We start from the raw sequence: 12757 nt of genomic DNA, 5'->3' as shown, positions 1-12757 counted from the left end.
AGGGGGCGCACGAACGGGTCGGCCTCGGGTCCCCGACACCTGGCGCCCAGGCCGGAGCTACCGGAGGATCACGGAGATGGACGCAATCGGAGGTCCACCTCCACCGCCCGGCCACCATCGACCGTCGCGGATCGCACCGTCCACTGTGGGCCGTTTCACGTTTGCACCGGCGTGGACGACACGCTAGATCCGGACCGGCAGGCCTGTCCAGTCCGGAACCGGAAGGTTTCGGACAACCGGACCCTTCCGGCCCGAGCGCGAACGACCCCGGTGTCAGCCGATCCGGAAGCCGAGCGCCTGCGTGATGAGCACCGCCTGCTCGGCGTCGACGATGGCGCCGGCCCGCTCGACGGTCGTCGGGTCGAGCGCCGTCAGGTCGCTGCGGCGCAGGTCGGCGCCGCCGAGCCGGCAGTGGTGCAACTGCGCGCCGGAGAGGTCGACGCCGGTCACCGTGGCACCGGTGAGGTTGGCCCCGGTGAGGTCGGCCTCGCGCATCCGCACGTCGGTGAGGCGAACGCCGCGCAGGTCCGCGCCGGGCAGCGCGACGAAGGACCAGTCACCACCGTCCACCCGCAGCGGACGCAGGTCGCACTGCGCGAAGGTGCTGCCGACCAGCTTGCAGCCGGTGAACTCGGCCTCGAAGAAGTTGCACCGCTTGAAGACGCAGCGGGTGAAGGCCGAGTCGACGTGCCGGGAGGCGTTGAACCGCACGGTGCCGAACGTGCAGCCGGTGAAGACCGCACCGCGGCTCACCGCCTCGGTCAGGTCCACCTGGAAGAAATCGCAGCCCACGAAGTGGCGGTCGGCCAACTCCTCGCCGTACCAGTCCTCGTGGCGGAAGGTCACGTCCTCGGTCAGCTCCGGCATCCGGTCAGGCTAGTGCCGGCCACCGACGGCCGACGGGCGGGACGGGCCGGTGAAGGCCCCCTTCCGGTACCGCCGTACCGGCTAGTAGGTTCGGCGACGTGAGTGTCGCTCGGAGCAAGGACCCGGATCAGATCGGTTTCGACCCGGCGCGGTTGGCGCGGATCGACGAGCACTTCGGCCGGTACGTCGACGACGGCCGGCTGGCCGGCTGGCAGGTGGTGGTCACCCGGCGCGGCGAGGTGGCGCACTCCTCGACGTACGGGCTGCGGGACACCGAGTCGGGCGCTCCGGTCGAGGCCGACACGCTCTGGCGAATCTACTCGATGACCAAACCGGTCACCTCGGTCGCGGCCATGATGCTGTGGGAGGAGGGCCGGTTCGAGCTGACCGACGAGATCAGCCGCTGGCTGCCCGAGTTCGCCGACCTGCGGGTCTACTCCAAGGGGTCGACGCTCAAGCCGTACACGGTGCCGGCGGTCGAGCCGATCCGGGTCTGGCACCTGCTCACCCACACCGCCGGCCTCACGTACGGCTTCATGCAGACCTCGGTGGTCGACGGGCTGTACCGGGCCGCCGGTTACGACCTGTACCCGCCGGCGGACGTCGACCTGGCCGGCGCCTGCGCGGCCTTCGGCGAGCTGCCGCTGCTGTTCCAGCCCGGCACCGCCTGGGGCTACTCGGTCGCCACCGACGTGCTCGGCCGACTCGTCGAGGTGATCTCCGGGCAGAGCCTCGACGCGTTCTTCGCCGACCGGATCTTCGGCCCGCTCGGGATGACCGACACCCGCTGGTGGGTGGAGGGCGACGAGGCCGAGCGGCTGGCCGCGCTCTACGTACCGGACCCGCGCGGTGGCCGGGCGGTCCGCTACGACAGCGTCGGCGCGCTCGCGTACCGCAAGCCGTCCCTGCTCTCCGGTGGCGGCGGCCTGATCTCCAGCGCCGCCGACTACCACCGCTTCACGCAGATGCTGCTGCGCGGCGGCGAGGTCGACGGGGTCCGCCTGCTCGGGCCACGCACGGTGCGGTTCATGACCCGCAACCACCTGCCCGGGGGTCAGGACCTCGGCACCCTGTCCACCGGCGGCTTCGCCGAGACGACCCTGGACGGGATCGGCTTCGGTCTCGGCTTCGCGGTGGTCGACGACCCGATCCCCAGCCGGGTGCCGAGCAGCGTCGGCGAGTACTACTGGGGTGGGGTGGCCAGCACCGCGTTCTGGGTGGACCCGGCCGAGGAGATCACCGCGCTCCTGTTCACCCAGCTCATGCCGTCGAGCACGTACCCGTTGCGCTCCCAACTGCGCCAACTGGTCTACGCCGCCCTGGTCGACTGACCGGGATCGCCGTTCCACCACTGGGCGTCGCGTCCGGTCCCTAGCCTGGGGTGGTGAGCACCATCGTCGTGTTTGGCGCGGGCGGGACCGCGGGGTCGCGGGTCACCGCCGAGGCGGTCGACCGGGGGGCATCGGGTGATTGCCGCGGTTCGCCGACCGGAGGCCACCTCGTACCTTCCCGACGGGGTGCGGGTCGTCACCGGCGACGCCACCAGCGAGCGGAGCGTCCGGGAGCTGGCGCCGGACGCGGACGCGCTGGTGGTGGCCATCGGCGGTGGGGAGCGCGAGTTGTGGCGCAACGCGGCGGAGAACCTCGTGACCACGCTGCGCGGGATGCCGGCCGCGCCGCGGATCATCCACCTGGGTGGCGGGTCGACCCTGCTCACCCCGCGCGGTACGCGCATCCTGGACGAGCCGGACTTCCCGACGGAGTACCGGGAATCGGCGCTGGGCCAGGCTGACGCGCTGGACTACTACCGCACCGCCGCCGACGGGGTGACCTGGACGTACGTCTCCCCGCCGCCGCTGGAGTTCCACCCGGGCGAGCGCACCGGGCACTACCGCACCGGCGGCGACGAGCCGGTCACCGACGACCAGGGCCGCTCGGTGCTGACCTACGAGGACCTGGCCGTCGCGATCATCGACGAGATCGAGCAGCCTCGGCACCAGAACGCGCGCTTCACCGCCGCCTACTGAGTCGAGGCTGGTCAGTCGGCGAGGCGGGCGGGGAAGCCGCCGGTGGCGATCGGCCCCCAGGAGTCGATGGTGACCCGGATCAGCGACTTGCCCTGGCGCACCATGGCGGCCCGGTAGTCGTCCCAGTCCGGGTGCTCGCCGGAGATGCTGCGGAAGTACTCGACCAGCGGCTCCAGCGCCTCGGGCAGGTCCAGCACCTCGGCGGTCCCGTCGAGCTGCACCCAGGGGCCGTTCCAGTCGTCGCTGAGCACGCAGGCCGACACCCGGGGGTCACGGCGGATGTTCGTCACCTTGGCCCGCTCGGGGTACGTGGAGACGACCAGCCGACCCTGTCCGTCGACGCCGGCGGAGACCGGGGAGGACTGCGGGCGCCGTCGGCTCGCGTGGTCATCAGCACGACGCGGTGCCGCGGCCGGAGGAAGTCGAGCAGGGTGTCCCGGTCGACCCGGGTGTTCTTCGCGATGCTGCGCGCCATTCCCCGTTCCTACCAGGGTGACGGCGACGCGGCGGCGGCGGGTCAGCGGGGCCGGGTCGCGGTGCGGTGCACCGCCTGGGTGGGCACCCGGGGGCGGCCGGTCGGACGCCAGGCTCGGCCGTTGGCGTAGATCACCCGGAAGCCGAGGTACGACGCGAGCGGCGCCCAGTGGGCCGAGCCCATCCGCAGTTCGGCGGCATTGTGTCGTTGTCCGTTGGCCAGTACGTCGAGGAGCACGGTTTCGAAGGCCGCCGATTCAACCCAGTCCACTTCTCGGGTAAAACCGCAGATCAGAGCCGCTCCGGTGACTTCCAGGAACTCGCGCAGCACCGCGTCGGAAGCGCGCAGCACGGAACAGCTGCCGAAATAGAGCCGCCGCCCCTCGCACCGTCCGGCCATCAACTCGGCGACCTCGCTCAACTCCACCGACTGCCAGTCGGTGAGGCAGAGTCGGCTCGGCTCGCCGTGCATGGCGAAGAAGCCGACACGGTGGTCCGCGTACTGCTTGAGCAGCCAGCGGTCCAGGAAGTAGAACAGCTCGTCGCGGGTCGCCGCGTCCTTGTGGATGAAGCGGATCTTGCCGAGCCGCTCCAGCAGTTCGAGGGTGGGCAGCACGGAGCCCCGCTCGTTGAGGTCGCGGTGCCACTGACCCTCGACACAGAAGACGCCACCGCGTGCCACGTGCACCTCCGCCAGTCCACCGCCCGGGCTGACGTTACCGCCCGCGGAAGGCCGGGGAACATCACCCTCGGTGGGGTCGATTGCGACGTTCGTCGTGCTTGACCCCACCGAGGGGCGATCGGGAGCACATGGCTGTTTGGCAAATCAGCCGAATTCACAGCCAAGACCCAGCGCCGGCAGATCGTGAGGACAATTCTCGTTAATTGCCGCCAACCGCACCGATCAGTGCGAGGGTGGAAATCACGGGACGCGTCGGTCGATGTCCCGAAGCCACCCCATTCGCTCTCCTATCGGGAGGACTTCTGTGCGCGTAAACACCTGGAAGCGAGCCGCCGTCGCATTCGCCCTGGCGCTGCCCGGGGCAGCGATCGCCGCGGTCGTCGCCGCACCCGCGGCGCATGCGGACGGCTGCTACACGTGGAACCGCACCCTGACCCAGGGGCGCTCGGGCGACGACGTCCGCCAGTTGCAGATCCGGGTCGCCGGCTGGGCCGGCAACCGGGACATCGTGGAGAACGACGGCCGCTACGGACCCAAGACCGCCGCCGCGGTCAAACGGTTCCAGCAGGCGTACGGGCTGCGCGCCGACGGGATCGCCGGCCCACAGACCTACGCCAAGCTGTACCAGCTACAGGACAACGACTGCACGCCCGCGCACTTCAGCTACACCGAGCTGGACAACGGGTGCGGCGGGAGCGGGTGGAGCGGCGGCCCGCTGTCGGCCAACCAGACCAAGCAGAACGCGCTGCGCACCATGTGGAAGCTGGAGGCGCTGCGCAGGAGCCTCGGCGACAAGCCGCTCAGGGTGTCCAGCGGCTACCGCAGCCGCGCCTGCAACAACCAGGTCGGCGGCGCGTCGGACAGCCAGCACCTGTACGGCAACGCGGCCGACGTCACCTCGCGGACGTCGTCGCTGTGCCAGGTGGCCCGCAACGCCCGCAACAACGGCTTCAGCGGCATCTACGGACCCGGCTACCCCGACCACGACGACCACGTGCACGTCGACTCGCGGCGGGAGAACAACAGCGACCGCAGCTCGAACACGACGAGCTGGTCCGCGCCGGACTGCGGAATCGGAGCCGGCAACGACTGAGCAGACAGCCGGAGCGACGTCGCCCGACGCGGAGGGGGAATCTTCGCGGCGGGCCGACGTCGTGTGCCCCGGGTCGGGCGGGCGGAGGGGTGCCGCGCTCAGCTCGCCCGGGGCCAGCGCGGCGCGGTGACGGGGGGAGTCACCGGCCGGCCAGCAGCGGTGGGTCGCACCCTCGGCGGAACGACCCGCGCGGCCTGCTGCCGCGAGGGCCCGGTCGCCGTGAACGGGAAGGGTACGTGCACGAACGGGTTGCCGTGCCGGATCAACGCCTCGATCTGCCGCTCGTTGAGCCCGTGTGTCTCCAGCACCCGCCGTCCCCAACGGTGCAGGCGGCACGGGTAGGAGGCGCCGTCGTTGCGGCACAGCGGCCCGGTGGGCCACTCCTCGGCTGTGTGCACGACCACCGCCCGGACCGCGAGCCGGACATCCTCGGGGGTCAACGGCGCCGGCACTGGCACCTCACCCAGTACCTGGTCGATGGGATCCGTCGACTGCTCACCAACTCGCACGGCAGGCCTCCCGCAGTTCGGCAGCGGTACGGCGGACTAACCGCACCGACATCCTCGGCCATGGGTACGGCCGGCACCGGACGAAAGTTCAATTCCGGTAGCCGGTCGTCTGGACCGTCTTCGCTCAAACCAGGCCGGCGTCGTGGACGAGCAGCGCCACCTGGACCCGGTTGTTGAGGTCGAGCCGGGTCAGCAGCCGGGAGACGTACGCCTTCACCGTCGCCACGCTCATGAACAACTCCCCCGCGATCTCCGCGTTGGTGCGGCCCCGGCCCAACGCGACGGCCACCTGCCGCTCCCGCTCGCTGAGCCCGGTGAGCAGCCGCAGCGCACGCTCCTGGCGCGGGTCGGGACCGGTCGGGCCCGGTGCGGAGGTGACGTGGGCGATCAGCTTCCGGGTCACCGTCGGGGAGAGCGTCGCCTCACCGGCCGCGACCCGCCGTACCGCGTGCACGATCTCCGCCGGCGGGGTGTCCTTGAGCAGGAAACCGGCGGCCCCGGCGCGCAGCGCCCGCAACACCTGCTCGTCGGCGTCGAAGGTGGTCAGCACCAGCACCTCCGGCGGGTGCGGCTGGGCGCGCAGCGCCTCGGTGGCGGTCAACCCGTCCACCCGTGGCATCCGGATGTCCATCAGCACCACGTCCGGGGCGTACGCGGCGACCGCGGCGGGCACCTCGCCGCCGTCGGCCGCCTCACCCACCACGGTCAGGTCCGGCAGGCCGCCGAGAATCATCGACAGCCCGGCCCGGACCAGCGCGTCGTCGTCGACGATCAGCACCCGCACCGGCGCAGCGGCCGACCCGGTCCCGGTCACGCCGGCCACGGCAGCGAGGCGGCCAGCCGGAAGTCGCCCGCGTCGTCCCGGCCGTACGCCACCCGGCCGCCGGCGAGCGTGACCCGCTCGGTGATGCCCACCAGGCCGGTGCCGGCGCCCGGCAGTGTGCCGCCGGTCGGCGCGCCGACCGGCCACCGGTTGCAGATCGCCACGGTCAGCCCGGCGCCCGGACCGCCGGCCAGGTCCACGGTGACCGCCGCGCCGGCCGCGTGCTTGCGGGCGTTGGTCAACCCCTCCTGCACGATCCGGTACGCGGCCCGACCCAGCGCCGCCGGCACGTCCTCCGGCGTGACGACGCTGTCGGTCACGTTCACCCGCACCCCGGCCGCCCGCGACTCGCCGATGAGGGCCGGCAGGTCGGCGAGGGTGGGCTGCGGCGGCTCCGGGGCGTCGTCGCCGCCGTCGTCCTCGGCCCGGAGCACCCCGATGACCTCGCGCAGGTCCTGAAGGGCGGCGTGGGCGCTGCCCCGGATCACCCCGGCGGCTCGGGCCACCTCGTCGGCCGGCGCGTCCGGGCGGAACTCCAGCGCACCCGCGTGCAGGCTGAGCAGCGAGATCCGGTGGGCCAGCACGTCGTGCATCTCCCGCGCGATGCGGGTGCGTTCGAGATGGCGGGCCTGGGCGACGCGGAGCTGCTGCTCCGCCTCGGCCCGCTCGGCGCGCTCCCGCAGCGACACGATCAACTGCCGCCGGGCGCGGACGAACATCCCCCAGGCCAGCACGGCGAGGGTGATCACCACGCCCCACGACACCGTGGCCCAGTACGGCCAGTTCGGGTCCGGGCGCGTCCAACTGAAGACCAGGTTGGTGACGAGGCCGGCACCGGTGATCGCAATCGCGACGGCGGTGCGCCGATGCACCACCACGGTGAAGTAGAAGATCAGCAGCGGTACGGCCGCGGCCATCGAGAACAGGTTCAACGGCAGGGTGGCCACCGCCAGCCCAAGCGGCCACCGCCGCCGCACCCAGAGCAGCCCACAGCAGACCAGCCCGAGCAGCGCGTCCGCGCCGACCATCCAGTCGTGCGGCAGTGGAATTGCCGCCTCCGGGGCGGGCGACAGGGCGTCCAGGGTGGCGAACAGCACCCAGAGCAGGCCGATCAGGAAGGCCAGGCTGTCCACCACCCAGTCGCGGGTGGTGCGGCGCGGACGCGCCCGCTCGGGCTCCGCCCGCACGACCAGCTCCCCTGGCAGCAGCCAGGGGTGCTCCGGGACGGCGATGCTGGTCACGCCGCCATGCTAGGCAGCCGACGGGCACCCCGACCAGCTACCAAAGTCGAAACCCCGGAGTCGACCAAGGTCGGCCCGGCACCGACCGGTGGCCGCAGCGGATGGCCGGGCGGCGCGGGCAGGCTCGACCACATGATCACCGTGGAGAACCTCACCAAGCGATACGGACCACACCCGGCGGTGGACGACGTGTCGTTCCACTGCGAGCCGGGCACCGTCACCGGCTTCCTCGGCCCCAACGGCGCCGGCAAGTCCACCACCATGCGGATGATCTGCGGGCTCACCGCACCGACCGCCGGTCGGGCCACCGTCGCCGGGCGGCCGTACCGGGAGCTGCCCAACCCGGGACGGGAGGTCGGGGTGCTGCTGGACGCCTCCGCGCAGCACGCCGGGCGCACCGGCCGGGAGGCGTTGACGCTGTCCGCGTACACCATGGGGTTGGACCGCCGGGAGGTCGCCGCGAAGCTCGACCTGGTCGGGTTGAACGCGGTGGCGGCGAAGCGTCGGGTACGGGCGTACTCGCTGGGCATGCGGCAGCGGCTCGGACTGGCGCAGGCGTTGCTCGGCGACCCCCGGGTGCTCATCCTCGACGAGCCGGCGAACGGCCTGGACCCGGAGGGGATCTTCTGGATGCGCGGGCTGCTGCGCGACTTCGCCGACCGGGGCGGCACCGTGCTGCTCTCCTCCCACCTGCTGCGCGAGGTGGAGGCGGTCGCGGACCGGCTGGTGGTGATCGGGGGCGGCCGGATCGTGGCCCAGGGCGACAAGAGCGAGCTGCTGTCCGGTGGCGGCACCCTCGTGCGGGCCCGCGACGGCGCGGCGCTGCGCCGGGCGCTGGACGCGGCCGGTCTGAGTGCCGCCGACGGCAGCGACGGCGTGGTCGTGCAGGCCGACGCCGAGACGGTCGGCCAGGCCGCCGCGGACGCGGGGATCGCGCTGACCGAGTTGCGTCCCGCCGGCAGCGGCGGCCTCGAACAGCTCTTCCTCACCCTGACCGCCGGCGAATCCACCAAGGAGGCCGTCCGATGACCACCACCACCGCGCCCGCCGCCGGCGCCGTCGCGCCCCGGCAGCACGCCCCGGCACACCGACCGTCGCTGCTCCGGCTCACCGTCGTGGAGCTGCGCAAGCTCGTCGACACCCGGGCCGGTCGCTGGCTGCTGATCACCATCGGCCTGGTCGCCGCCGCGATCGTCACCCTGCAACTGATCTACGCGAAGGACGCCGAGCAGACGTTCGTCAACTTCTTCACACCCTCGCTGCTGCCGGTCGGGGTGCTGCTGCCGGTGCTCGGCATCCTGTCGATCACCAGCGAGTGGTCGCAACGCACGGCCCTCACCACGTACGCCCTGGTGCCCCGCCGGGACCGGGTCGTCATCGCGAAGCTGAACGCCGTGATGCTGACCGCGCTCGCCTCGGTGCTGGCCAGCCTCGTCGTCGCCGCCGCCGGCACGCTGGTGGCGTCCGCCACCGGCGGCGCGGGCACCTGGCGGATCGACGCGCTGCTGCTCCTGCACGCGGTGGTCCTCCAGGTCACGAGCGTGCTGATGGGCGCCGCCTTCGGTCTGCTGCTGCTCAACCCGCCGCTGGCCATCGTCGGCTACCTGTTACTGCCCACCCTGTGGGGGGTGCTCGGCGAGATGGTCCGGCCCCTGCGCGGCCCGGCCGGCTGGCTGGACACCAGCAGGACCATGGAACCGCTGTTCGCCAGCGACGTCCTCACCGGCGAGCAGTGGGGGCGGATCGCGGTGTCGCTGCTGGTCTGGATGGTCCTCCCGCTGGCCGCCGGTCTGATCCGGACGCTGCGCCGCGAGGTGTCCTGATCATGGACGTGGCCGGTTACCGACCACGCACCGTGGTCAGCGGCGGCCCGCTGGAGCTGGCGGTCATGTGGGGCGGCTTCCCGCTGCTCGGCGCGGGCGCCGGATGGCTCCTCGCCGCCGCGACGGGCTGGCTCGCCGGGCTGTCCTGGGTGCCGTTCCAGGACTTCATCGAGCTGCTGGACCGGCTGCCCGAGCCGCAGGCCACCATCGGCACGATCACCGTCGGCGTACTGGGCGGACTGGTCGTCGCCGGGATCGGCACCGCCGAACGGCTGATCGTCACCGTCGACGCGGCGCAGGTCCGGCTGCGTCGGTCCGGCACCGGCCGGGACGTCGCTCGGGCGGAAACCCGCGTGGTCTTCGTCGACGACGGGCACCTGGTGCTGCTCGACGCCGACGGCGCGGAGCTGGCCCGGGAACCGACCGACCTGCCGTCCGCCCCACTCGCGGCGGCGTTCCGGGCGCACGGCTGGGGCTGGGCGGACGGCGATCCGCACCGGTCGGCGTACCGGCTCTGGGTGCCCGACCTGCCCGGGTTGCCCGCCGGCGCGGACGCTCTGCTGCGGGCCCGCGAACGGGCGCTCGGGCGGAACCGCCGCGACGACGTGCGGGAGCTGCGCCGCGAACTCGGCCGGATCGGGGTGGTGGTACGCGACGAGGGCAAACGGCAGTACTGGCGCGCCGTCACCCCGGAGGCGGGCCGGCCGACTTCGGCCGAGCGGGAGCCGGGAGGGCGGTAGCGTCTGTCCCAGAAGACCCTGGGAGCCGCGCGATGACCGAACAGCAGCCGTACCGGGTGGTGTCCCGACACCCCGGCTTCGAGCTGCGCCGGTACCCGGCCCACCTGGTGGCCGAGATGCAGATCCAGGCGTCCTTCACCCGGGCGCCGATAGAGGCGTTCCGGCCGCTCGCCGGCTACCTCGGGGGTGCCAATCGGGCTCGGCACCCGATCGGTTCGGCCGCGCCGGCGATGTCGGCGGCCAGCGGCTCGGAGAAGATCGCCATGACCGCCCCGGTGGTCCAGATCGAGGGCGAGCGGCCGGGCGCGTACCTGATCCAGTTCGTCATGCCGGCCACCTTCACCACCGCCACCCTGCCCGAGCCGGTGGACCCCCGGGTACGGGTCCGGGCGATCCCGCAGCAGCTCGCGGCGGCGATGCGCTTCTCCGGGCGGTGGACGGAGCGGGCGTTCAGCCAGCGGGCCACCATGCTCGGCCGGTCGGTGACCGCGGCCGGGCTGCAACCCACCGGCGCCATCCGGTACGCGCGCTTCGACCCGCCGTGGAAACCGTGGTTTCTGCGCCGCAACGAGGTCGTGCTCCCGGTCGTCGAGTAGGGGTATTTACCTCCGTCGCTGCATGGGTGAGAGTGGCAGCAGCGGCCGCGCGGGGGCGCGGTGGGAAGGGGGACGACGATGACCTCCACGAGCACCGGCGGCGGCAGTGGGATGTTCCGCCGCAAGCCGGTCGACGAGATAGCCGACGAGACCGGGGAGGGGCTGTCCCGGTCGCTCGGCCTGTGGCAGCTCACCGCGATCGGCGTGGGCGGCATCATCGGCGCCGGCATCTTCGCGCTGGCGGGCGCGGTGGCCAACGAGACCGCCGGTCCGGCGGTGCTGGTGTCGTTCCTGATCGCCGGTCTGGCCAGCGCCGCCGCGGCACTGTCGTACGCCGAGTTCGCCGGCATGATCCCCAAGGCCGGCTCGGCCTACACCTACGGTTACGCGGTGCTCGGCGAGGCGGTCGGCTGGTTCATCGGCTGGGACCTGCTGCTGGAGTACACCGCGATCGTCGCGGTGGTGGCGATCGGCATCTCCGGCTACTTCGGCTTCCTCGTCGGTGAGCTGGGTGCGGAGTTGCCCGCCTGGATGCTCGGGGCGCCGGGCACCGGCGACGGGCACGTGGTGGACCTCTTCGCCGTGGTGCTCTGCCTGCTGATCGCGTTCCTGCTCAACCGGGGCATCAAGACCGCCGCCCGGTTCGAGACGGTCGTGGTCGGGCTGAAGGTGGCCGTCGTCCTGCTCGTGATCGTGGTCGGCTTCTTCCACGTGAAGACGTCCAACTACTCGCCCTTCTTTCCGTTCGGGCTGAGTGGGGCGTTCACCGGTGCGGCCACCGTCTTCTTCGCCGTCTTCGGTTACGACGCGATGAGCACCGCCGCCGAGGAGTCCCGCGACGCCCGCCGGCACATGCCCAAGGCGATCATCTGGTCGCTGGCCATCTCGATGGTGCTGTACGTGCTGGCCACCCTGGTGTTGACCGGGATGCAGAACTACCGCGACATCGACTCGGAGAGCGGCTTTTCCTCCGCGTTCGCCTCGGTCGGCCTGTCCGGGCTGGCCAGCGTGATCGCCGTGGGCGCGATCATCGGGATCCTGACCGTCATGTTCACCTTCATGCTGGGCGTGACGCGGGTCTGGTTCTCGATGAGTCGGGACGGCCTGCTGCCGGCGTGGTTCGGGAAGCTGCACCCGGTCCGTCGGGTGCCGACCCGGGTGACCTGGATCGTCGGGGTGGCCTCGGCGGTGATCGCCGGCTTCCTACCGATCCGGGAGGCGGCGGAACTCACCAACATCGGCATCCTGCTCGCCTTCGTGGTGGTCTGCGTCGCGGTGATCGTGCTGCGCTACCGCCGCCCGGACGCGCCGCGCACGTTCCGCCTGCCGGGCATGCCGGTCGTACCGGTGGTGGGCGCGCTCTTCTCGGTCTGGCTGATCACCTTCCTGGCACCGGAGACCTGGCTTCGCTTCGCCGTCTGGTTCGTGATCGGCGCGCTGATCTACGCCTTCTACGGTTACCGCCGCTCGGCACTCGCCGGCCGCCCGCCGGGCGCCGGTCCGGCCCGGACGAGACCGGGCCAGGGAGGTGACCGAGCGCGGGCGGCCCGGCCAGCAACAGCGCCATCCCGAGTCCGGCGAGCACCCCCGCCAGCGAGAGCAGCACGTCGGAGTCGGCGTCGTTGATCGGGCTGTTGCCGGCCAGCGCGGTGAACGTCGCGCCGACCGGCAGCAGTGCCATCATGGCGACGACCGCGGCCAGCACCATCGGCACCGGGCCCGCCAGCGCGGCGAGAGCCGCCAGCGCGTGGTGCCGCCAGGCCGGTCGGCCGCCCGGCCAGTCCCAGGCCAGCAGGGTGACCCCGGTGAGCACCACCGCGCCGAGGACGGCCATCGCCAGGACGCGCGGGCCGGGCGGGACCGCCCGGACCAGTGCGACACC

At 72.4% G+C, this 12757-nt stretch carries 13 protein-coding genes and 2 pseudogenes; 9 read left to right on the top strand and 6 right to left on the bottom strand.

Annotated elements, in window-relative coordinates; genetic code table 11:
* Positions 1-273: 273 nt before the first annotated feature.
* Positions 274-867 carry a pentapeptide repeat-containing protein gene (locus JNW91_RS24750; RefSeq protein WP_203177804.1) on the bottom strand — a complete coding sequence of 198 codons (594 nt, stop codon included), beginning with the start codon at positions 865-867 and terminating at the stop codon, positions 274-276.
* Positions 868-965: 98 nt separating this feature from the next.
* Here JNW91_RS24750 and JNW91_RS24745 point away from each other — a divergent pair, with 98 nt between their 5' ends.
* Positions 966-2198, top strand: a complete 1233-nt coding sequence (locus JNW91_RS24745) for a serine hydrolase domain-containing protein (RefSeq protein ID WP_203177803.1) — start codon at positions 966-968, stop codon at positions 2196-2198.
* Positions 2199-2251: 53 nt separating this feature from the next.
* Positions 2252-2894, top strand: a pseudogene (locus JNW91_RS24740) (NAD(P)-dependent oxidoreductase).
* Between the two features lie 11 nt (positions 2895-2905).
* Here JNW91_RS24740 and JNW91_RS24735 read toward each other — a convergent pair.
* Positions 2906-3369: pseudogene (locus tag JNW91_RS24735) on the bottom strand (PPOX class F420-dependent oxidoreductase).
* Between the two features lie 42 nt (positions 3370-3411).
* A complete protein-coding gene (locus tag JNW91_RS24730; RefSeq protein ID WP_203177802.1) occupies positions 3412-4050 on the bottom strand; it encodes a DUF6642 family protein in 639 nt (212 codons plus the stop codon).
* 304 nt (positions 4051-4354) lie between these two features.
* Between JNW91_RS24730 and JNW91_RS24725 the strand changes: the two genes are divergently transcribed.
* Complete coding sequence (locus JNW91_RS24725) at positions 4355-5143, top strand: D-Ala-D-Ala carboxypeptidase family metallohydrolase (protein WP_203177801.1); 789 nt, start codon at positions 4355-4357, stop codon at positions 5141-5143.
* 98 nt (positions 5144-5241) lie between these two features.
* Here JNW91_RS24725 and JNW91_RS24720 read toward each other — a convergent pair whose 3' ends face one another.
* From JNW91_RS24720 to JNW91_RS24710, 3 genes are all read right to left on the bottom strand, one after another.
* Positions 5242-5652, bottom strand: coding sequence for a hypothetical protein (locus tag JNW91_RS24720; protein ID WP_203177800.1), 411 nt, complete (start codon positions 5650-5652; stop codon positions 5242-5244).
* Between the two features lie 124 nt (positions 5653-5776).
* Positions 5777-6385: a response regulator gene (locus JNW91_RS24715; RefSeq protein WP_238425639.1), complete on the bottom strand. Its 609-nt coding sequence runs from the start codon at positions 6383-6385 to the stop codon at positions 5777-5779.
* A gap of 77 nt (positions 6386-6462) precedes the next feature.
* Positions 6463-7716 (bottom strand): sensor histidine kinase, encoded by a 1254-nt coding sequence (locus JNW91_RS24710; RefSeq protein WP_203177798.1) that lies wholly within the window; start codon positions 7714-7716, stop codon positions 6463-6465.
* Positions 7717-7848: 132 nt separating this feature from the next.
* Here JNW91_RS24710 and JNW91_RS24705 point away from each other — a divergent pair, with 132 nt between their 5' ends.
* From JNW91_RS24705 to JNW91_RS32655, 6 genes are all read left to right on the top strand, one after another.
* Positions 7849-8745: an ABC transporter ATP-binding protein gene (locus JNW91_RS24705; protein ID WP_203177797.1), complete on the top strand. Its 897-nt coding sequence runs from the start codon at positions 7849-7851 to the stop codon at positions 8743-8745.
* Complete coding sequence (locus JNW91_RS24700) at positions 8742-9539, top strand: ABC transporter permease (RefSeq protein WP_203177796.1); 798 nt, start codon at positions 8742-8744, stop codon at positions 9537-9539. The genes JNW91_RS24705 and JNW91_RS24700 overlap by 4 nt, the downstream gene beginning before the upstream one ends.
* 2 nt (positions 9540-9541) lie before the next feature.
* Complete coding sequence (locus JNW91_RS24695; RefSeq protein ID WP_203177795.1) at positions 9542-10279, top strand: YqeB family protein; 738 nt, start codon at positions 9542-9544, stop codon at positions 10277-10279.
* A 32-nt stretch (positions 10280-10311) separates the two neighbouring features.
* Entirely contained in the window at positions 10312-10875 is a 564-nt protein-coding gene (locus JNW91_RS24690; protein WP_203177794.1) for an SOUL family heme-binding protein, read from the top strand.
* Positions 10876-10953: 78 nt separating this feature from the next.
* Positions 10954-12501, top strand: coding sequence for an amino acid permease (locus JNW91_RS24685; RefSeq protein ID WP_203177793.1), 1548 nt, complete (start codon positions 10954-10956; stop codon positions 12499-12501).
* Positions 12498-12757, top strand: a 260-nt coding sequence (locus JNW91_RS32655; RefSeq protein WP_238425637.1) for a hypothetical protein, incomplete at its 3' end; no start/stop codon positions are given. The genes JNW91_RS24685 and JNW91_RS32655, both read left to right, overlap by 4 nt.

Origin of the sequence: Micromonospora parastrephiae (assembly GCF_016802865.1) — a bacterium.
In the GTDB taxonomy this organism is placed as follows: domain Bacteria; phylum Actinomycetota; class Actinomycetes; order Mycobacteriales; family Micromonosporaceae; genus Micromonospora; species Micromonospora parastrephiae.
This window is presented reverse-complemented; position numbering and strand designations above follow the sequence as displayed.

Coding starts and splice junctions, on each gene's coding strand:
- JNW91_RS24750 (WP_203177804.1), bottom strand. CDS start 867: ATGCCGGAGCTGACCGAGGACGTGACCTTCCGCCACGAGGACTGGTAC.
- JNW91_RS24715 (WP_238425639.1), bottom strand. CDS start 6,385: ATGATTCTCGGCGGCCTGCCGGACCTGACCGTGGTGGGTGAGGCGGCC.
- JNW91_RS24705 (WP_203177797.1), top strand. CDS start 7,849: ATGATCACCGTGGAGAACCTCACCAAGCGATACGGACCACACCCGGCG.
- JNW91_RS24700 (WP_203177796.1), top strand. CDS start 8,742: ATGACCACCACCACCGCGCCCGCCGCCGGCGCCGTCGCGCCCCGGCAG.
- JNW91_RS24695 (WP_203177795.1), top strand. CDS start 9,542: ATGGACGTGGCCGGTTACCGACCACGCACCGTGGTCAGCGGCGGCCCG.
- JNW91_RS24690 (WP_203177794.1), top strand. CDS start 10,312: ATGACCGAACAGCAGCCGTACCGGGTGGTGTCCCGACACCCCGGCTTC.
- JNW91_RS24685 (WP_203177793.1), top strand. CDS start 10,954: ATGACCTCCACGAGCACCGGCGGCGGCAGTGGGATGTTCCGCCGCAAG.